19 protein-coding genes are annotated in these 20,991 nt (G+C 54.8%); all 19 read left to right on the top strand.

What is annotated here, in order from left to right; genetic code table 11:
* The first annotated feature begins 101 nt into the window (after positions 1-101).
* The 19 genes from GQS10_RS02535 (at position 102) to GQS10_RS02445 (ending at position 20,906) form a co-directional block, all read left to right on the top strand.
* Positions 102-839: an ABC transporter ATP-binding protein gene (locus GQS10_RS02535; protein ID WP_243734926.1), complete on the top strand. Its 738-nt coding sequence runs from the start codon at positions 102-104 to the stop codon at positions 837-839.
* Between the two features lie 15 nt (positions 840-854).
* Entirely contained in the window at positions 855-2,192 is a 1,338-nt protein-coding gene (locus GQS10_RS02530; protein ID WP_243734900.1) for an FAD-binding oxidoreductase, read from the top strand.
* Between the two features lie 106 nt (positions 2,193-2,298).
* Complete coding sequence (locus tag GQS10_RS02525; RefSeq protein ID WP_207952103.1) at positions 2,299-3,117, top strand: ABC transporter permease; 819 nt, start codon at positions 2,299-2,301, stop codon at positions 3,115-3,117.
* A gap of 4 nt (positions 3,118-3,121) precedes the next feature.
* Positions 3,122-4,420 carry an amidohydrolase family protein gene (locus GQS10_RS02520; protein ID WP_166238677.1) on the top strand — a complete coding sequence of 433 codons (1,299 nt, stop codon included), beginning with the start codon at positions 3,122-3,124 and terminating at the stop codon, positions 4,418-4,420.
* A complete protein-coding gene (gene uraD, locus GQS10_RS02515; protein WP_166238675.1) occupies positions 4,390-4,962 on the top strand; it encodes a 2-oxo-4-hydroxy-4-carboxy-5-ureidoimidazoline decarboxylase in 573 nt (190 codons plus the stop codon). Before GQS10_RS02520 ends, uraD begins: the two co-directional genes overlap by 31 nt.
* Positions 4,907-5,902, top strand: coding sequence for a factor-independent urate hydroxylase (gene pucL, locus GQS10_RS02510; RefSeq protein ID WP_243734898.1), 996 nt, complete (start codon positions 4,907-4,909; stop codon positions 5,900-5,902). Before uraD ends, pucL begins: the two co-directional genes overlap by 56 nt.
* Before the next feature lie 78 nt (positions 5,903-5,980).
* Entirely contained in the window at positions 5,981-6,370 is a 390-nt protein-coding gene (gene uraH, locus GQS10_RS02505) for a hydroxyisourate hydrolase (protein WP_166238673.1), read from the top strand.
* A 53-nt stretch (positions 6,371-6,423) separates the two neighbouring features.
* Positions 6,424-7,722, top strand: a complete 1,299-nt coding sequence (locus GQS10_RS02500) for a Zn-dependent hydrolase (protein ID WP_166238671.1) — start codon at positions 6,424-6,426, stop codon at positions 7,720-7,722.
* Positions 7,709-8,947: a pyridoxal-phosphate-dependent aminotransferase family protein gene (locus tag GQS10_RS02495; protein ID WP_166238669.1), complete on the top strand. Its 1,239-nt coding sequence runs from the start codon at positions 7,709-7,711 to the stop codon at positions 8,945-8,947. The genes GQS10_RS02500 and GQS10_RS02495 overlap by 14 nt, the downstream gene beginning before the upstream one ends.
* Positions 8,941-10,545, top strand: a complete 1,605-nt coding sequence (gene ggt / locus GQS10_RS02490; RefSeq protein WP_166238667.1) for a gamma-glutamyltransferase — start codon at positions 8,941-8,943, stop codon at positions 10,543-10,545. Before GQS10_RS02495 ends, ggt begins: the two co-directional genes overlap by 7 nt.
* Before the next feature lie 7 nt (positions 10,546-10,552).
* The gene (locus GQS10_RS02485) at positions 10,553-11,098 is read left to right on the top strand and encodes a chromate transporter (protein WP_166238665.1); all 546 of its coding nucleotides are present in this window, start codon (positions 10,553-10,555) and stop codon (positions 11,096-11,098) included.
* A gap of 283 nt (positions 11,099-11,381) precedes the next feature.
* Positions 11,382-12,308: an FAD binding domain-containing protein gene (locus tag GQS10_RS02480; protein WP_166238663.1), complete on the top strand. Its 927-nt coding sequence runs from the start codon at positions 11,382-11,384 to the stop codon at positions 12,306-12,308.
* 35 nt (positions 12,309-12,343) lie between these two features.
* Positions 12,344-14,638 (top strand): xanthine dehydrogenase subunit D, encoded by a 2,295-nt coding sequence (gene pucD / locus GQS10_RS02475; RefSeq protein WP_166238661.1) that lies wholly within the window; start codon positions 12,344-12,346, stop codon positions 14,636-14,638.
* A gap of 66 nt (positions 14,639-14,704) precedes the next feature.
* Entirely contained in the window at positions 14,705-15,133 is a 429-nt protein-coding gene (locus tag GQS10_RS02470; RefSeq protein WP_207952102.1) for a (2Fe-2S)-binding protein, read from the top strand.
* Between the two features lie 42 nt (positions 15,134-15,175).
* A complete protein-coding gene (gene allB / locus GQS10_RS02465) occupies positions 15,176-16,591 on the top strand; it encodes an allantoinase AllB (RefSeq protein ID WP_341804993.1) in 1,416 nt (471 codons plus the stop codon).
* 203 nt (positions 16,592-16,794) lie between these two features.
* Complete coding sequence (locus tag GQS10_RS02460; protein ID WP_166238657.1) at positions 16,795-18,120, top strand: amidohydrolase family protein; 1,326 nt, start codon at positions 16,795-16,797, stop codon at positions 18,118-18,120.
* A 73-nt stretch (positions 18,121-18,193) separates the two neighbouring features.
* Positions 18,194-19,261, top strand: coding sequence for an ABC transporter substrate-binding protein (locus GQS10_RS02455; protein WP_166238655.1), 1,068 nt, complete (start codon positions 18,194-18,196; stop codon positions 19,259-19,261).
* A gap of 17 nt (positions 19,262-19,278) precedes the next feature.
* Positions 19,279-19,983: an NAD(P)H-dependent oxidoreductase gene (locus GQS10_RS02450; protein ID WP_166238653.1), complete on the top strand. Its 705-nt coding sequence runs from the start codon at positions 19,279-19,281 to the stop codon at positions 19,981-19,983.
* 173 nt (positions 19,984-20,156) lie between these two features.
* Positions 20,157-20,906, top strand: coding sequence for a DeoR/GlpR family DNA-binding transcription regulator (locus tag GQS10_RS02445; RefSeq protein ID WP_166238651.1), 750 nt, complete (start codon positions 20,157-20,159; stop codon positions 20,904-20,906).
* The last annotated feature ends 85 nt before the right edge of the window (positions 20,907-20,991 follow it).

Genomic DNA, 20,991 nt, shown 5'->3' with positions numbered 1-20,991 from the left:
AGGAATGGATCGGGGGCTGCAGCGGGATCGCTGTTACAGAAGGGAATTCGGGGTCAGAAGCGGAGAACCGGAATGTAGAAGCCGGGCCTGCGCTGGTGCGGATGGAACGGCTCGGAAAAAGATACGGAAAGCAGATTGTCGCCGTTCAAGATGTAAATTTGACGATTCGCGAAGGCGAGTTTCTGTGCTTTGTCGGCCCGTCCGGCTGCGGAAAATCGACGATTTTTAAAATGATCGCGGGCCTAAGCGGGCCAACCTCGGGGACGCTCGAGGTGCTTGGCACCTCTGCGAAGGAGGCGCTTAAGCAGAGCGATATTGCATTCGTATTTCAAGAGCATACGCTGCTCCCTTGGAACACCGTCATTGATAACGTGATGCTGCCGCTGGCGCTCAAAGGGACACCGAAAAAAGAGCGGCGGCGGGAAGCGGAGCGGGTGCTGGAGATGGTCGGGCTCAAGGATTATATGAATGTGCTGCCTCGTCAGCTGTCCGGCGGCATGAAAATGCGCGTGTCGATCGCCCGGGCTCTTGTTTCCCGCCCGAAGCTGCTGCTAATGGATGAGCCGTTTGGAGCGCTGGATGAAATTACACGCCAATCGCTGCAAACCGAGCTGCTTACGATTTGGCGGAAAGAAAGCAAGATGACGGTTTTATTCGTCACTCATAACGTATTTGAAGCCGTCTTTCTATCAACGCGGGTTGTGGTCATGACCCCGCGTCCGGGCAAGGTTTCCGGGATCATCGATATCCCGGTGCCGTTTCCGAGAACCGGCGAGTTCCGCACCTCGAATGAATTCGGCGAGCTGGTTCGGACGGTATCCGAATCGCTTCAGCATTAAAGGGAGGGAAAAGGCATGTCCACGAACGCTGCTTGGAAGAATGAGATGGCTGGCGCACTGGGCCGCGGGCGCCTGCTGATGGACGACGTGTCGCTCAATCGGTTGTCCAAGGATTATTATTGGTATTCCCCCGTGTTGGAACCGCTGCTGAAGGACAAGACGGCGGACAGCATCGTCACAGTCCAAGAGGAACGTGATGTCGCGGATGTGCTTGCATTTGCTTACCGGAAGGGAATCCCCGTCACGACGCGCGGAGCCGGAACGGGCAATTACGGGCAGGCGGTGCCGCTTCATGGCGGAATTGTGCTGGATATGAGCGGTTTGGACCGGGTTCTCGAAATTGGCGATGGCTTTGCCCGCGTGCAAGCCGGTGTCCGGCTCGGTGCTTTGGAGAGGCAGGCGAGAGCCTGCGGGCAGGAGCTGCGCATTTACCCGAGCACCTATATGAAGGCGACGGTGGGCGGTTTTGTATGCGGGGGCTCCGGGGGCATCGGCTCGATCACTTGGGGGAATTTGTGGGACGGTAATGTCCTGCGGGCCGTCGTGTATACGATGGAGGAGACGCCGAGACGCCTTGAGGTCGAGGGAGACGATGTTCTTGATTACATCCATAATTACGGTACCACGGGCATTGTTACAGAGCTGACGATACCGCTTGCGAAACGGGTGGAGTGGATGCAGACGATCGTACTGTTTGACTCCTTCGGGAAAGCGGCCCGCTATTCGGAAACGGTCGCAGCGGATGAACGGATTACGAAGCGCCTAGTTACCACGTTGGAATGGCCGATCCCGACCTATTTTAAACCGATTGCCAAATATTTCTCTCCCGGCTGCGCCGCCGTTCTGCTCGAATCGGAAGAAGGGACAATGCCATTGCTCGAAGAGCATGCCGTAGCTTATGGCGGTCAGATTTCGCACAGTATCCCGGCGGAGCAGTACCGAACCGTGATAGGGCTTTCCGATTTTACTTGGAACCATACGACCCTTTGGGCGCTTAAGACGGATCCTTCCATTACGTATTTGCAGGCCGGCTTCGATCCGGCAAGGTATAAGGAGCAAGTTGTGGCGATTAAGCAGCAATTCGGCGATGAGGTGCTGCTGCATTTGGAATGGATCCGTTCCGGCGGGAGACTGACTCCATCCTCCCTGCCGATCGTCAAGTATACGACAAAGGAACGGCTTTATGAAATCATTCACTTTTTTGAAACGAACGGGGTACGAATTTTTGATCCGCATGTATGGACACTGGAGCGGGGCGGACGGGGAGAGCTTGCCAGTATGATTCGGTTGAAACGGGAAAATGACCCGCTTGGACTGCTCAATCCGGGCAAGCTGGCGGAGTCGCTCGGATAGCCGGAAGAGGGAGGGGATTTATATGGGGTTTCAATTAACGAAAGCGCAGCTCGCAGACATCTTGGCGGATGAGATTTATCCGGGCAGGGAGCCGCGCATCCGTTTGATGCGGAACGTCTCGGAGGAACCGGTGAAAACAGCTGCACAGCAGCTCGCAGCTATCCTTCCTCCGGTGATCGCTTTTGTCATTTTTATCGGAGGTTGGGAGATCGTCTGCAGACTGATGTCGGTTCCGCCGTATTTGCTGCCGAAGCCGTCGGATATCGTCGAGGCGGCGTCCGCAAATTGGAACGGGCTTATGGTTTCGGTCACGACAACCATTGTGGAGGCGGTGGCTGGCTTCTTGCTCAGCATTGTATTCGGGGTGTCGGGGGCGATTTTGCTGGCAAGCTCGAAGCTGATTGAAAAAAGCGTTTATCCGTATGCGATCATTTTACAAACGATTCCGATTGTGGCGATTGCGCCGATCATTGTCATTTGGTTCGGAGCGGGGCTAAACGCGATTGTTATTATTGCTTTTTTAATTGGCTTTTTCCCGATGCTTTCCAATACGCTGATCGGCCTGAACTCTACGGATCATAACATGAAAAACTTATTTTACCTGTACAACGCCACAAAGCTGCAAACGATGATTCGGCTGCGTATTCCCGCGGCTCTGCCCTATATCGTCGCCGGATTAAAGATCTCCTGCACGCTTGCGGTGATCGGGGCGATCGTCGGTGAGTATATTGCTGGCATCGGGGGCGGCAAGGGCGGCTTGGGGTATGCCATTACGGTAGCTGCGAGCAGGCTGCAAACTCCTTATTTATTTGCCTGCGGGCTGTCGGCTTCGGCGCTTGGTATTGTATTTTTCCTCATTGTTAACGGGTTTTCGAAATGGATGCTCAGCTCTTGGCATGAATCGGAAATGAAATCCGAGGGGTGACAGGATGGGCTACGATTTAATCGTACACGGGGCGCGGCTCGTTCGAGGCGGCGGGCAGCCGGTTCGGGCGGATGTTGCGGTAGCGGATGGGCGTATCGCTGCGATTGGCGATTTGCAGGGCGCAGAGGCGGCTCGTTCCATGGATGCGCAGGGGATGCTGATGCTTCCGCCGCTTGTCGAAACGCATATTCATCTGGACACCGCGCTTACCGCGGGGCAGCCGAGATGGAATGAATCCGGGTCGCTGTTTGAGGGGATCGCCATATGGTCGGAACGTAAAAAAGAGCTGACGAAAGGGGATGTGCTGCGCCGAGCCTTGGAGACGGTGAAGATCCTTGTGTCCCACGGAGTGCTGGCGATCCGGGCGCTTGCGGATATTTCCGATCCGAAGCTTACGGCGTTGTCCGCATTGCTTGAGCTTAAGGAAAAGCTCGCTCCTGTGGTCGAGCTGCAGGTCGCAGCTTTCCCGCAGGATGGACTGTGGTCTGCGCCGGCTAACCGGGATCGCATGGAGGAGGCGCTGCGGATGGGGGCGGATGCGGTATCGGCCGTACCTCATCTGGAACACTCCAGAGAGGATGGCGTTGCGTCGCTAGCGTATGTGTTTGAGCTTGCGGAGCGGTCCGGCGCTTACGTCCATCTGTTTGCCGATGAGCTGGATGATCCGCATTCGCGCTTTTTGGAGACGGCGGCCGCCATGGCGATTGCCTCGGGGCTTCGGTCGCAGGTGGCGGCGGCGCATGCGAGCGCTTCTGCTTATTACCCGGAAGCGTATTTTCGCAAGCTGCTTGGGCTGTTGGCCGAGTCTCAAATTCACATTGTCTCGTGCCCGTTAATTAACACGGCAATGCAGGGCCGGTTTGATCCGCCGCCAAAGGGGCGAGGGGTCGCCAGGCTGAAGGAGCTGCTGGAAGCGGGTGTCAATGTGGCCGTATCGCATGATGACTTGCGATCGCCGTTTTATCCGCTTGGATCGGGAAATCCGCTTCAGGCGGCGCACATGGCTGTACATGCGGCGCATATGACGGGCCGATCGGAGCTTCGCGAAGCGGTAGCTATGGTGACCGGGCGTGCGGCGAAAGTGATGGGGCTTGACGAGCGTTTTCGATTCGAAGAAGGAGCGAGTGCCTCGTTTGTGCTTTTTGGAGCCGAAGACGAGGCGGATCTGCTTAGCAGGCAGCCGCCATGCAGGTATGTCTTTTCTAAAGGGCTGGTGGTGGCCGAGACGCCTGCGCCGAAAACGGTTTGGCATACGGAGCTGGGAGGAGCGCTATGCGGAAACGATGGACACTTGCTGAGCTGAATGGAATGGATAAAGCGGCGTTCGTTGAGGCGCTGAACGGTATTTATGAGCATTCACCATGGGTGCTGGAGCGCGCATGGGAGAGAGGTCCTTTCTTCAGCTTGAAGGATGTAGCCGGTGCGTGTGCTCATGCAATCCAGTATTCCTCGAAGGAAGAGCAGCTTCGACTGCTTCTGGCTCATCCGGATCTCGGGGCGAAAATGGTGATGACCTCCGACTCGCGCGGAGAGCAGGATGGAGCGGGGTTGAACCGGTTAACGCCATTGGAGTATGCGGAGTTTTCCGAGTTAAATACCAAATATGTTCGCAGGTTCGGCTTTCCTTTTATATTGGCGGTTAAGGGACATTCCAAGGATACGATTCGCATCGAGATGCGGGTTCGTCTCGTGAATAGCGCGGAGGCGGAATGGGAACGGGCGCTGCATGAGGTGAACCGGATTGCACGGTTCCGGCTGGAAGAACGAATTTTTGAAAGGAGTGAAGGCGATGAAGCATGCGGAAGCAGTGATGGGCAGCGGGGCGGCGATGGGAGACGGATCTAAACGGACGGTTTACTACGGAAAAGGCGATGTGTGGGTGTACCGGACCTACGCAAAGTCTTTGGCGGTGCCGCCGATCCCCGAATCCGCATTCACGGGAAAGGACAATGTGCTGTTTGGCATGAACATTAAGGTTGCGGTAAGCGGAGAAGCGTTCCTTCCTTCGTTTACAGAAGGAGACAATTCGGCGGTTGTAGCAACCGACTCGATGAAAAACTTTATTTTGCGTCATGCCGGGAGCTATGAAGGAGCGACTGCGGAAGGCTTTATGGCTTACGCTGCGCGCTGTTTTCTGGAAAAATATCCGCAGATGAGCGGGGTGCGCATGGAAGCGAGACAAATTCCGTTTGACGCGCTTCCGGTACCGCAGGCGGATGGCCCGCCGCAGCCGGGCTCTCTGGTGTATCGTTACTCGAATAATGCCTCACCGACTGCTGTGGTGGAGCTGGTCCGCGGTGCTGACGATTCGATTGCAGTGTCGGTGCAGCAGTCGGGGGTGACGGGATTGAAGCTGATTAAGGTTAAAGGCAGTTCATTTACCGGTTATGTAAGAGATGAATATACGACGCTGGCGGAAGCGTCGGACCGTCCTTTATTTATATTTTTAGATATTCACTGGCGGTACGGCAAAGCTGCCGATGCCTTTGATGCGGATCAAGGGCGGTACGCGCCCGCCGAGCAGGTGCATGATATCGCGGCGGCCGTTTTCCATGAAATGAACAGCCCGTCTATTCAAAATTTGATTTGGCATATTGGAAGACGGATTTTGCAGCGTTTCCCGCAGCTGGAGGAAGTGTGGTTTGAATCGAACAACCGGACGTGGGACACGGTGCTGGAGGCGGTGGAGAACGGCAATGGGAAGGTGTTCACGGAGCCGCGTCCGCCTTACGGCTTCCAGGGCTTTTCGCTGACGAGGGCGGACATTCGGGATTTAGAGGAATAGGGAATAGGTAAAGCTTTGAGCGACTTAGTCAGGTATCGTTCGGACGGCGCTCCGCGCCAAAGAAGTGGAGGGAATGAAATGCTGACGACGCATGTTCTCGATTTAGGGGCAGGGCATCCGGGGAAGGGGATAAAGGTTCAGCTGTGGCGCTGCTGGGGCAGCGGCTCCGAGGCAGCGGCGGTCGATCCGATCGATGCTGCCGGAGGTGAGCGGCTGCTCGCGGAGGCGGTCACCAATGCAGACGGACGGCTGGACCGCTCCCTTCTGAGCGATGGAGAAGCGTTGGCGGGCTGCTACGAGCTTCGGTTCGCTGTCGGCGATTATTATCGGGAGCTTGGGGTATATCCCCCGGAGGGCGGTTTTTTGGAGGTGGTTCCAGTACGCTTTAGGATCGAGGACGACGGCCGTCATATGCATGTTCCTCTGCTGGTGTCTCCGGGAGGATACAGCACCTATCGCGGGAGCTGAGTCTCCTGCAAATGGAGATGGCGTTGGCGCACATCGCATCGGGGAGGGGTCATATGATCGGGATCGATACGCATCGGATCGCTGAAGAGATAAACTGTCTAGCCCGGTTCGGCGCTCATCCTGGAGGCGGTGTAACCCGTTTGCTGTATGATGAGTCATGGCTGGCAGCACAGCGCTACTTAGCCGGGAGAATGGAGTCGGCTGGTTTACGCGTACGTTATGACGAGGTCGGTAATTTGTACGGCACACTTGAAGGAACAGACCGCAGTTTGCGGCCTGTCTTGACCGGCTCCCACGTTGATACCGTTGTGCAGGGAGGAATGTACGACGGGGCATACGGAATCGTTGCAGGAATCCTTGCTTTAGAGGCTTTACAGGCTCGTTACGGCCGGCCGCGGCGCTCCCTGGAGGTTGTTTCCTTGTGCGAGGAGGAGGGCAGCCGTTTTCCGACTGTGTTTTGGGGCTCCGAATACGCAGCTGCATACGATGAGCCGGAGAGAAATGCGGAGCGTTTCGGTGCGGCAGAGAGTTTGTACGATGCGAAAGGGCTGACTCTAGCGGAAGCGATGGCTTCGTGCGGGTTCGGACCGAATGGTGACTATGTCACCGGTCTGGAGCGTCGGGGCCGGCGTGAAGCACCCTATGCCTTCATTGAGCTGCATATTGAGCAGGGGGGCGTGCTGGAGGCGGAAGGCCGCAGCATCGGTATCGTGACGTCGATTGTCGGGCAAATCCGCGCGGTCGTTGCTGTGGAGGGTTGCGCGAATCATGCCGGTACGACCCCGATGAAGCTGCGAAAGGACGCACTGACTGCTGCGTGCGAGATGATACTTTGGCTGGAGGAGCGGGCGCGCAGATCGGAAGAGGGGCTTGTAGCTACAGTCGGCTCTTTGCGGACGCTTCCGGGTGTGGGCAATGTGATTCCGGGACGAGTAGAGTTTACCGTGGACATCCGGCACTCTGCCCGAGATGCCCTGCATCGCTTTGCCGTGGAAACCGCGACCGGCTTCAATCGTATCGCGGCGGATCGCGGGGTTGTAGTCAGCTGGCAGGAATCGCTGAGCGTCGCGCCCGTACCGATGGATAGCGGGCTGGTTCGGAAGTGGGAGGCAGTATGCCGCGATGAAGGCGTGGATTACCGGCTTATGAGCAGCGGTGCCGGGCATGATGCGATGATCTTTGCAAGAGTGTGTCCCGCGGCAATGCTGTTTGTTCCAAGCAGGGACGGAATCAGCCATCATCCGGATGAATATACGGATGCCGGTCAACTGGCGCTGGGTGCTTGCTTGCTGGCTGAAACGATGTATCGAATGGGCTACAAGGTGGAGGAGGACAGCAATGAAACGATATAACGATTTAAATCCGCCGCCGCGAACGATTATGACTCCAGGGCCGGTGGAGGTAGACCCCCGTGTGCTGAGAGCGATGTCGATGCCGATTCTCGGACAGTTTGACCCGGCATTTACCGCATTAATGAACGAAACGATGGAAATGCTTCGTGAGCTGTTTCAGACTGAAAACCGATGGTCTTATCCGGTGGACGGCACCTCACGTTCAGGGTTGGAAGCGGCGCTTCTTGGCTTGATCGAGCCGGGTGACAAGGTGCTGGTGCCGATTTACGGTCGGTTCGGTCATTTGCTTGTCGAGATTGCCGAACGCTGCGGCGCACAGGTGGTGACGCTGGAAACCGAATGGGGCGGGGTGTTCGATCCCGAGCAAGTTATTTCCGCAATAAAAAGAGAATGCCCGGCCTTGGTGGCGATTGTTCACGGGGAAACCTCGACTGGACAGCTGCAGCCGCTGAAGGAGATTGGCCGCGCCTGCCGGGAGCTCGGGGTGCTGCTTGTCGTAGATGCAGTTGCCACGATCGGTGGTGTCCCGGTTGACACAGATGCATGGATGCTCGACGCTGTGGTGGGCGGCACACAAAAATGCTTATCTGTGCCGTCGGGTATGGCGCCGCTTACTTATAACGAACGTGCAGAAGCGAAGCTGCTTCGGCGCAAGCGGGTGGAGCGCGGGCTGCGGACCGAACATGTCCCGTCGCGGTTCCGTCCGATACAAAGCAATTATTTGGACTTGTCCCAGCTTCAAGATTATTGGAGCCCGGAGCGGCTCAACCATCATACCGAGGCAACGTCGATGCTGTATGCGCTTCGCGAAGGCTTGCGAATTGCTTTGGACGAGGGGCTTGAAGCTCGCTTTGCCCGCCACAAGCAAAACGGCGAAGCGCTCGCCGCAGGCTTGGAGGCCATGGGGCTTACGCTGTTTGGCTCGCGTACCAGCAAGCTTCCGGTGGTGGCTTGCATCGAGATTCCGGAGGGTGTCGATGGGGAAGCCGTCCGTTTCATGCTGCTGACCCGATTCGGCATCGAAATTGCCAGCTCCTTTGGTCCGCTAAAAGGCCGGATTTGGCGCATCGGCACCATGGGCTACAGCTGCAGTGAAAAAAATGTGCTGCATGTGCTCGGGGCGCTGGAAGCGGCTCTGATTCATCAAGGCGGCAGAGTGCAGGCTGGGGACGCGGTACAGGCTGCGTTGGTGGTATTTGACCGGAGGGGGGCGGAGTTATGCTGAATGCGATGCCAAGGGGTGCCGATGGAATGGTGGCCACGCCGCATTATTTGGCCAGCAGTGTTGGCTTTTCCATCATTCAAGAGGGGGGCAATGCGTTTGACGCCGCTGTAGCGGTCAGCGCTGTCCTAGCGGTCGTTTATCCTCATATGACGGGGCTTGGCGGCGACGCTTTTTTTCTGATGTATCCGGCGCAGGAAGGGAAGGTGATCGGTTATAACGGAAGCGGCGGCGCAGCGGGACTAGCCACTAGGGAAAGATTCGCGGCATTGGGGCATCAGTCAATTCCGCAGCGGGGACCGCTCAGCGCAATCACGGTCCCCGGCATGGTAGATGCGTGGTGGGAGGTGTGGTCCCGTTACGGTAGGCTGCCATGGGCTCGGCTGCTGCAGCCGGCGATCGCATATGCGGAAGGCGGTTTTCCCGTTTCGCGTAACCTGGCGTATTGGATAGCCAAGGATGAGCGTTTGATCCGAGCTGACCGTTCGCTCGCTAAGTTATGGGTTGCCAAGGGCGGACAGCTGCTGGGCGAGGGCGAGCGGGCGGTATTGCCGGAGCTGGCGGCTTCTCTTCAACAGGTGTCCGCTCAGGGGCGCCGCGCTTTCTACGAAGGGGAGCTGATGCGGGCAATCGTACGTTCCGTTCATGAGAGCGGCGGTTTCTTACGTGAAGACGATTTTGTCGATCATCATGGGGAGTGGGTTGAGCCGGTCGGAGTCGATTACCGCGGATACCGGATTATGCAAATGCCGCCGAACTCGCAGGGTGTTTCGCTGCTGCTCATGATGAATATGCTGGAAAACATGGATGTGTCTGCACTGCCCAGATCATCCGACGCCTTTTTCCATGTGATGACCGAGGTGATCAAGGCTGCGTTTCAGGACCGCGATCTATACGTAACCGACCCGAAGTTTCATCCTGCGCCGCTCGATGAGCTGCTTTCGAAGGAGTATGCCGCACAAAAGTGGGCGAAGCTCGATTTGTTTGGAAAAGGCGCTCATGCCGCTCCGGTCACCTCGATGGCCATGGGGCAGGATACCGCTTATGCGGCTGTGGTTGACCGGGAAGGTAATGCGGTGTCGTTTATTCAAAGTTTATACTTCGACTTCGGTTCCGCTTACTCTGCTGGCGGGACGGGGATTGTGCTGCAAAACCGCGGTTCTTTCTTTTCGCTGGACCCCCTTCATCCGAATACCTTGGAGCCGCATAAACGGTCGTTTCATACGCTGATGCCCGGGATGGTGCTGAAGAGTGGAAAGCCTTATTTGCTGTGCGGAACCCAAGGGGGCGAGGGTCAGCCTCAAACGTCGCTGTCGCTGCTGACGGCCGTTTTGGATTACGGCTGCTCGGTGCAGGAGGCGATTGGCTTACCGCGCTGGGTATACGGTAGAACCTGGGGGGAGGACGCAGATGAGCTTAAGCTGGAGAACAGGCTTCCTCTGGAGACGCTTGTTCGGCTCCGCCGCCGGGGACATCGGGTCGAGACGGTTGCCGAATGGGACGGGGTCATGGGGCAGGCTCAGGCGATTTTGATCGAAGACAACGGAATGCTGTCCGGCGCAGCTGATCCGCGCGGCGACGGCATGGCGATCGGGTGGTGAGACAGGGATGCTGGAGCTGTGGAAGTTGTTCTGGTCGTTTGGTACGGCGACACTGCTTGGATATGGCGGCGGACCCTCCATTATTCCGCTGTACGAAACGCAGGTCGTCGATAAATACAAGTGGATGACAACAGAGGAGTTTGGCAGTACGCTTGCGTTTGCCAATGCGTTTCCCGGGCCGATCGCGACGAAGCTGGCGGCGTTTATCGGCTTCAAGGTTGCGGGGTGGGGAGGCGCAGCAGCGGCTTTGACGGCTGTGGTACTGCCTACAGCGCTGCTTATGATCGCATTGTCGGGGGTACTGCACCGGCTGGAAGCGAACCCGGTGGTAAAGGGCATGGTTCGGGGGATCCAGCCTGTCATCTTTATTATGCTGGCCATGCTGGCCTTTGATTTTGTGAAATATGCTTTCGCGCCTGTACAGGGCGCTGTGCCGTATTTGCCGTTTTTGATCGCCGCAGCGTTTTTTATTATGGTTCATTATCTTCAGCTTCCTGCGGTATGGGGGATCATGGGGGCATTGGTTGTAGGCGCGCTTTTTCTCAGGCCGTAATCCATACATTTGATTTTATCGCAGCCGGACACGTTCCGGCTTTTTTTTGGTTTGGCGAGATCGTGTTCCAGACGAGTAGCCGTTTTTTCTTCGCTGCAAGTGTATTGGTTGCGTCGGCACAAACGCTGGATCTGGTTTTTGTTTTCGTGCACAAAAAGATGTTAGATATATTTACATGCATTTTACATAGAAGTATAGTATTAAAAAAGATTACGGAGTTCATTTGGATCAGGGCTGCAGTTGAGCCGGAACGAAGACGGACGTATTAAAGGGAGGTTGAACAATGGAGCACGAGGCAGTATCGAAGGCGGTTCCGCAAGAAGCGGGGCGTACGCCAGGGGAAGCAAAGGTATACAGGCCAAATACGCCCGAGGATGCTTGGAAGTGGATGCGCACTCTCGGAGAGGGCGCGAAGCTTTCGTCTGGTGCGACGCTTTTGCGATATCAGTGGGAATCCGGCGCTGCGGAGATGCCGTCGTATTTGATTTCGCTGGATTCGGTTGCGGCGATGAAAACGATCATTGTTACGGATACGGAGCTCGTCATTGGGGCGGGTGTGACCTTGTCGGAGTTGACGCTGTCATCGGCCGTAAAAGCCGCTTCTCCGCTGCTTTACACTGCTGCGCGTTCTGTAGGTGCGCCGTCGATTCGCAATATGGCGACAATAGGAGGCAATGTGGCATGGCTGATTGGGGATACGATTCCCGCCCTTCTTGCTTCTGAAGCATCTGTTGTGGTTTGGACGGAAAGCGGTAGAAGCCTGCTTTTGCTTGAAGCATGGCTGAAGGGACGAAGTCAGGCTCCGGGCGGAGCTGTATTAATCGAAAAGATCATTGTTCCTGTATCGAAGCAAAAATCGGAATTGTTATTTTATCAAAAGGTCGGCCGCAGAGAGACGTTTACCCCTTCTGTGGTAACCGTGGCGGCTTCCGGTAATTTGGATGAGCACGGATGCTTAGTAAACCTTAGATTCGCTGCCGGCGGCGGAGCTACCGAGGTAACACGTTTGCATGAGGTAGAGCGTGCGGCGGAAGGAAGAAGACCTGAAGAAGCGGTCACGTCGGTTTATCACGCGATGGTCGACACGTTTGATCCGGTATCAGATGCCTTTGCTCCCGCGTCGTATCGAAAGAAGGTTGCGGCAAACTTGGCGGCATCGGAGCTTCTTAAGCTCTCCAGGCGAAAAGCGGAATGGAGCGAGCTGGCTTAAGATTTTCGAAAAATAATGGAATGGGGGCGGTGACGATGCTTGTCAATAAGGAGAATTACGCGGCTCGCTGGAGGGTTCGTCAAGATGGAGAAGACAAGGTAAAGGGCGCGCTGTCCTATTTAACCGATCTTACTGCGCCGGAGATGCTGTTCGGTAAGGTGCTCCGCAGCATGCATCCCCATGCCCTCATTCTTACTGTCGACATATCCAAAGCCAAGGCGCTTCCGGGAGTGCTGGCCGTTCTAACGCATGAAGATGTCCCTGGCTTAAACGGCTTTGGCCTCGTGGTACCGGATCAGCCGGTATTTTGTAAGGAGCGCGTGCTTTATGAGGGAGACGCGGTAGCTGCGGTAGCTGCTGAGACTGAAGCTATTGCGGAGCGTGCGCTGGAGCTGATTGAGGTTCTCTACGAGCCGCTTCCGATCGTTGGCGACCCGGAGGAGGCGCTTCGCCCGGAGAGCCCGCTGGTGCAGGCGGGCGGCAATGTTGCGGCATCCACCCGTTACGAGGATGGGGACCCGGAAGCGGCGTTTGCCCACTGTGCCTATGTCGTGGAAACGACCTATTATACGCCTCGTCAAATGCACACGTATATGGAGATGGAGGGCGGCCTATTTGTACCCGAGGCGGACGGCAGCGGCTTAACTGTATATTCGGCAACGCAGCATTCGTTTAAGGACCGCATGCAGCTGTCTCGTATTTTGTCGATTCCGGAGGAACGCATCCGCGTAGTCTCTTCTCCGATCGGCGGCTCCTTCGGAGGAAAGGACGAATTGAATGTGCAGCCTTACGGTGCGCTGTTGGCGCTTGCAACGGGCAGGCCCGTGAAGATGCATAACTCGAGATGGGAATCGGTTCGGGCGGGGCTCAAGCGCCATCCGATGAAAATTACGATGAAGACGGGCGTCGCTTCCGATGGCAGGCTGCTTGCCCATACGGCGCGGATTATTGCGGATAAAGGCCCATATTCTACGCTGGGACCCGCCGTACTCACCTTCGCAACGGAACATGCGTCGGGTCCTTATCGGATTCCGAATGTGAAAATAGAAGGGACGTCGGTGTTTACTAACAACGGGATGTCCGGGGAGTTTCGCGGCTTCGGCGGGAATCAGGTTATTTTTGCGGTAGAGGGCCAAATGGATCGTTTGGCAAAATGCCTTGGCATGGATCCTTGGAAATTTCGGCGCTTAAACTTGCGTAGAGCGGAGGATAAAGGGCCGACAGGTCATACCATTTTAGCGACAAAGGGCGCTGAGCAGGTATGGGAGGCCATGGAGCGTTCGGCGATATGGGCCGGCCGTAATGCGGAAGGGTCCTTGGATCCGGAGGAGCCTTGGGTGCGGAGAGGCGTTGGGGCGGCGATCGTCATGCACGGATTTGGCTTCGGATATGGGCTGCTTGATCCTGCAGGTGGTCGCCTTCGTCTAACGATGGATGGAAAGCTGGAGGCAGCCTTTGGATTCGAGGAGTTTGGCCAAGGCTTGATTCCCGCCGTATATCTAATGATGGAGGATGTGTTTGGCTGCACGGAAACCGATATTACGGTTGTGATCGGAGATACGGCTCGCGTTCCGCATACAGGGTCCTCTACCGCTTCGCGCACCACGACGATGATTTGGATGGCGCTTACGAGGATGCGTGAAGAGTTTACCTCCAAGCTTCTGGGCGAGGCTGCCGCTGTGCTGCAAATGTCTGCATTAGCATTGCGGCTTGGGCCGGGAGGAATTTGGAATGAGGATGCCTGTGTTCTGTCGTATTCGGAGCTTGCCCGGAAGTCACAGGCGGAAATTCGCTCCGAATCGCGTTTTGATTTTCCTGTTACCCCTGACGCTGTGTTCGGGGGTCATTACTTGCATTCCTATGCGGCTGTTGCAGCAGAGGTGGAGGTGAACCTTCTGACTGGGCGAGTCAAGCTCCTGCGTACCGATCACGCTATCGCTGCCGGCCCGGTCGTGAATCCGATGGGATATGTCGGGCAAATCGAGGGTGGAGCCGGGATGGCGCTTGGTTTTGCATTAACGGAAGATGCCGTGATGGAAGAAGGAGTATACCTGACCAAAAATTTAGACTCCTATTTGATCCCCACGATTCGGGATGTCCCGTTGGAGGTTCAAGTGGAGGCGATTGAGGAATTGCCGGAAGGCGATCTTTATGGGCCCCGCGGGATCGGCGAAATTGGCTCTATTGGACTCGCTCCGGCGATTGCCGCAGCCATTCATCAAGCAGTAGGTGTCTGGGTAGAGCGCCTTCCAGTTCGTCCCGAACAGCTGCTTGACGGAACGACGGGGATGCGACCCTTCGATCTGAAAAAGACAGAGCATGCATCATAAGGGGTGAGGGCTGTGATTTCCTTTTTCATTAATGAAAAGAAGTATCAGTGTACGGTGTCGGAGACGATGCGGCTGATTGACCTTTTACGCGGAGAGCTTGCACTGACCGGCACGAAGCTATCCTGCGAGATTGGGCGCTGCGGCTCTTGTATGGTACTGCTGGACGGTAAGCCGGTCAATTCCTGTCTTACCATGGCCTATCAATGCGACGGAAAGAGGGTAACAACGATTGAAGGCTTGGCGGAAGGAGAACAGCTGCATCCCGTGCAAGAGGCTTTTCTGCAGGAAGGTGGATTTCAGTGCGGTTACTGCACCTCCGGTATGGTGATCTCGACAGCGGCCCTGCTTGATGCTGTGCCAAATCCCGACCAGGAGCAGGTACTGGAGGCGCTCTCCGGCAACCTATGCCGCTGCACTGGATATGGATCGATTTTAAGGGCGGTCGGTACGGCTTGTACACGCGTTTCCAAAGAGAAGAAGGAAATGAGCGGATAAAAGAATAGGCGCTTTTGGGCCCGGTGCAAAGGGGGAGATGGCGTGGATAAATGGATCAAGGGAGGCCTCGTTGTTCTGCGGGATCGAACGGCCCGAATGGATATCGGTATTCAGGATGGAAAAATAGCTGTTCTTACCGAAGGGGAGCCGGTTCGGCAGGAGCTTCCGTATGGGAAATCAAACGGCGGCAGCGTATTTCGCAGTGTACCGGCAGTAGACGGTGTAGAGCTTGATGTAAGCGGATGGATCGTGATGCCGGGAATGGTTGACGCCCACGTCCATTTGAATGAACCGGGGCTTGGGCATTGGGAGGGCTTCGTGTCAGGCTCGTCTGCACTTGCAGCCGGGGGGTGCACAACCTATATCGATATGCCGCTCAACGGAATCCCTCCGACGGTTACTGTTCAGGCGCTTGAGCAAAAGCTTGCATTAGCAAACGGCGCCTCTGCCATCGACTTTGCGCTATGGGGCGGTCTAGTGCCAGGGAACTTGGATGAGCTTTCTGCTTTGGCGGAAGCAGGTGTCGCCGGGTTTAAAGCTTTTATGTCTGATCCGGGAGGCGAGGGAGAGGGAATATTTCGAAATGTGGACGAGCTGACTTTGCTGCGCGGCATGCAGCTGATCTCACGGACGGGGAAGGTGCTGGCTATTCATGCCGAGGACGAAGTTAGTGTGCGCCGATTAGCTGAGCTGGCCATTGCCGAGGGCCGTACGAAGGCGCGCGATTTTATTGCCTCCCGAACGGCGGAAGCGGAGGCGAAGGCGGTTCGTAAAGCGATTGAGCTCGCCGAGATTTCGGGCTGCAGGCTGCATTTTGTGCATATTAGCAGTGCGCAGTCGATACAGCTGATCCAAAACGCAAAAGCAAGGGGGATCGATGTTAGCGCAGAAACCTGTCCCCATTATCTAGTGCTCACCGATGAAGATGCGGAGCGGGTGGGTCCAGCTGCCAAATGCGCCCCGCCGCTGCGTTCGCGCGAGGAACTGGAAGCGCTCTGGACCGAGGTGCTGGCGGGGAATATCGATTGGGTTGCCTCCGATCATTCCCCCTGCCCGACTGAAATGAAGAGCAGTGAAAATTGGTTTGAGGCGTGGGGAGGGATATCCGGGGCCCAGCATACGTTAGAGCTCATGATCGATGAAGGAGTGAACAAAAGAGGGCTGCCGCTGCACCGGGTTGCGGCAATGACCTCCCTTACCCCTGCGCAGCGCTTCGGGCTGCATCCGCGTAAAGGTGAAATCGCCGTTGGTGCGGATGCAGATTTTGCACTGATCGATTTGAAGCAGTCCTATACGGTTTCGGAACAAACGCTGCTTCAGCGTCATAAGCATTCGCCTTACGTTGGCCGAGAGATCGGCTGCCGTGTTCGGATGACGATCCTCGGGGGGGAAATCGTTTATCTGGCAGAAAACGGAATATGTACATCCGGGTTCGGAAAATGGCTGCGTCCGATGTAAACAAACTCAGCACTCTCTTATCATGGAGGGTGCTGTTTCTTTTTTTACGATAGAGAGGACCATTTTTTTACAACTGATCGTGCGCTGCTCACAAAAACGAAACTTCATGTTAGATAAATTGACAATTGTTTATCCTGCACCTTGTTGGCTTGCCCGGATATTTCTAAAATGAAGGCGTGAGAAGGAAATTAAGGGGGTTGAACATGAGGAAAGGTGACATCACATTCATAAATGTCTCTTTACCACTTGAGGATCCAAACCATTTATTTGAATTATCGATTCGAGGCGGTCGTTGGAACACTGTTCAGCGACAACCGCATATCCAGGACTCCCTCACTCATATTCCCATTTCCAATGCAGGAGTAGAGCCATCCCCTGACGGTTTGATCGATTTGGAGGGGCGTATGCTTTTGCCGGGATTTGTGGATGCACACATGCATTTGGATAAAGCTTATTCCATTTATAAAGTCGGCAATAAGTCAGGTACGCTGCTGGAGGCTATCGATAATTACCGGGAATCGGTGCAGCTTTTCAGTAAGGAAGAAATCACGAAACGGATGGTAAAGGCAGCCATGCGGGCGGCGTCGTTTGGTTCGGTAGTGCTGCGCAGCCACTTGGATTTTCCGGCTCGCTGGGGGAAGGAGGTTGTATTTCGGACCATTGAGGCCGCGCTTGAGGCTAGAGAAAAGGTGCGTCCCTATATTGACCTGCAATTTTTCCCGATGGTGCCCTATGATCCGGAGCAGCAAAACGAAATCAACGATTGGGTGGAGGAAGCGTTCCGTATGGGGATCGACGGCTTGGGTGGAGCTCCACACTTATCCCCGGATCCGGCCGCACATGTGGAATGGGCATTCCGTAAGGCTGTCAGGCATGATAAAAGCTTGGATTTGCATGTGGATGAAAGTGATGATCCCATGGTGCAAACGATCGACGATATATGCCGTGAAACGATCCGGTGGGGGTACCAGCACAAAGTGAATGCGGGACATCTTTGCGCTTTGGCTGCCCGTGAACAGGAAGACGCAGAGCGTGTCATTTCCTTGATGGCGGAAGCCGGTGTCGGGGCGATTACACTCCCGGCCGTAAATTTGTATTTGCAGGGAAGGGGCGATAAAGGGACGGTCCGCAGGGGGGTTACAAGAGTGAAGGAGCTGCTCGGTGCTGGAATCCCAGTTGCCGCAGCTTCAGATAACATCCAAGATCCGTTTCATCCTTTTGGAAAAGGGGATCTTGTGCAGATTGGACTTGTCACCGCTTATGCTGCACATATGGCGGGTGAGCGGGAAATGTACGACTTGCTTCACATGATCACCTCTCATCCGGCACAGCTAACGGGTCTTACGGATTACGGTGTTAAACCGGGGAACACGGCTCGTTTCGTCGTGGTGGACGCTTGTCATCCTAGAGAGATGTTTACCGAGGTGCCGGGGAACCGTTGGGTCTACAATCACGGTCGGTGGATTTCCGTAATGACACAAGCCTCAGTGTGGCCCGATTTTGATAAAAATGCTGCTGCTGTTTTATAGCCTGCGCTTGATGTCGATCCGGCGATCTCCGGGTTTACATACACATTCAAGAGAGCGATATGGAGGGAGAAACATGAAGGAACGAATTTCATGCTTTTTACACAGTGGGATCGGTATGCGTTCTGCCGGGGTTTTGCTGCTTAGCTTGTTTGTTATGCTTGCTGGATGTGCCCCTAAGGAAACCAGCGCGCCTCCATCGGAGCCAGCTGGTGCAGGAACAAATAAGAATAGCGCTGCAGCGCCTGAAGCAAAGAAGCTTACGTCAGTAACCCAAGTGACAAACTGGTTTGCTGAGCCAGAGCATGGCGGACAATATGCTGCACTTGTGAAGGATTTCTATAAAGAAGCTGGATTGGACATGACGATTCAATCCGGCGGTCCTGGTGTTTCTTCCACTCAAATTGTGGCTTCCGGTAAGGCTCAGTTTGGTATGGGGCAGGCCGATGAGGTGCTGCTGGCGAGGCAAAACGGTATCCCTCTCGTCGTTATCGCCGCTACCTTCCAAACGAATGCACAGGGAATTATGTTCCATAAAGGGAAGTACAAAAGCATCGAGGACTTAAACGGTCAAAAGGTGTACGTTGCCAGTGGTGTTGCGTACTGGGAATATTTTAAAAGGGCCTATAACCTGGATCAGGTCCAAGAAATGAAGTATACCGGCTCTCTTGCCAATTTTGTAAGTGACCCGTCTGCAGCTACCCAAATCTATGTTACGGCCGAGCCGTTTGCGATGAAGGAACAAGGTGTAGAGGTCGATTATTTCCTGAATGCGGACTTCGGTTATAAGCCATACGGAAATGTGCTTTATACGACTGCGGATTATATTAAAAATCATCCAGATATCGTTAAAGCCTATGTAGAAGCCTCGATTAAAGGATGGAACTACTATAAAACTAACTCTGAAGAAATTAATAAATTTATTCACGAGAAAAATCCGGATATGTCTCTGGAGCATATGAAATACGGCGCCGAAGCGCAGCTTGATCTTGTTTATGGAGGAGATGCGGAAACGAATGGAGTCGGCTACATGGCAAAAGAACGGTGGGAGACGCTGCAAAAGCAGCTGCTTGATATCGGCTTGCTGAAGACGGCGGAGCCGCTGGATCAGGTGTACACGAACGAATTTTTGCCGAAGCCGTAGAAAAGGGAGCTTTAGCAATGGCTAATATTGCAATTGTTTATTACAGCGCGTACGGGCATGTGTTTGAAATGGCGAGTGCTGCTGCTGAAGGTGTGCTGGGTGCAGGAGACCATCAAGTTAGAGTGGTGCGTATTCCGGAGCTTCTTTCCATAGAAAATAGAACTGCTTATCAGGACCGCCCGAAGGCAGGGGGCGAAGAGCTTAAGGAAGAGGCGGGACTGGCGGGACGGTTTCGAGTCGGAGCCCGGTGGGAAAAATATGAGGCTGCGCAGGACCGGCAAAAGGACATTCCGCAAGCGACTAACCAAGATTTACGTTGGGCGGACGGTATTGTCTGGGGGTTCCCCACTTATTATGGAATGATGCCGGCTCAGGTCAAGCTATTTTTGGATTTTGCCGGTAAGCTTTGCAGTGAAGGGGAGCTGGAAGGAAAGCCTACTGGAGTGATGACGAGTGCTGGCTCCATTCATACTGGACATGAGGCGACGATCCTCACCTCGATTGTCCCCTTGCTTCACTTTGGAATGGTTTATGTGGGGCTTCCCTATTCCCAAAATCCTGAATACTTGACGGCAGAACCGATTGGCGGGTCTCCTTACGGACCGTCAACCCTGGCTGGTCCTGACAGCTCGAGAATCCCCGAGGAGCGGGAGCTGGTTTTGGCTGCGCGGTTAGGTGCGCGAGTTGCACGATTTGCCGAAGCGACGAAGGATATTAAGTAAGTATATGTGAGCTTTACCGTGAACTGTGAACCGTGAACTGCTTCGATTCTTTGAGGGTCGAGGCAGTTTCTGTTTATATTGAGGATAGTGTATAGTTTCGGGTTTGCGCTTCGGATAGCGGCAGTTGTATCATGAAAGAAGCATTTTTATATTTTGCGGAAAGAGGTCATGGTATGCTAGCAGCTGAGCGGTGGCATAAGATCGTTGAGATCGTAAATGAACGCGGGAGTATCCGGGTTACAGAGTTGAGCGAGCTGTGCGGGGTAACGGAGGAAACGATTCGCCGCGATTTGGACCGATTGGAAGCCGAGGGAAAGTTGATGAGAAGCCATGGCGGAGCTGTGTGCTTAAAGGACAACCAGCCCGAGCTTTCATATACGATTCGGGAAGCGACGAACCTAACGGAAAAACAAAGAATAGCTCGGGAAGCTGCTCGTCTCGTTGAACCGAATGATCGCATTATCCTGGATGCCAGCTCAACTGCTTGGTGTATGGCGGCGATTTTACCGGATATTCCGCTGACTGTTCTTACGAATTCAATCCGCGTAGCGCTTGAACTCAGCTCAAAGGAAAAAATTCAGGTGATCTCTACGGGTGGAATTGTTTCATCCCGATCATTATCCTTTGTTGGACCGCTGGCCGAGCGTTCCTTGCAGCAATATCACGTTGATAAAGCTTTTATCTCATGCAGAGGAATTCATCCTGAACGGGGGATTAGCGATTCTAATGAGCTTCAGGGACGGATTAAGCAGCAGATGATTGCAATAGCGGACCGTGTAATCCTGCTGGCGGACTTCAGTAAATTTGGAGTACAGGCGTTTGCGCAGGTTGCCGATTGGGAACAAATCGATACGGTTGTTACGGATGAACAAATGGACCGAATGTTTACGGAGAACATTCGAGAGCTCATTATTGCACGTTAGGTTAGAGTGTAGGGCTGCAAATGAGCTTTTTTCGAACGATAATCATGATAATCATTAGATTAGATTGGTAAATACACGATAATTG

The sequence above is a fragment of the Paenibacillus turpanensis genome, assembly GCF_011421635.1.
In the GTDB taxonomy this organism is placed as follows: Bacteria; Bacillota; Bacilli; order Paenibacillales; family YIM-B00363; genus Paenibacillus_AK; species Paenibacillus_AK turpanensis.
The sequence above is the reverse complement of the archived record's forward strand: the minus strand, read 5'-3'. Positions and strand labels throughout refer to the sequence as shown.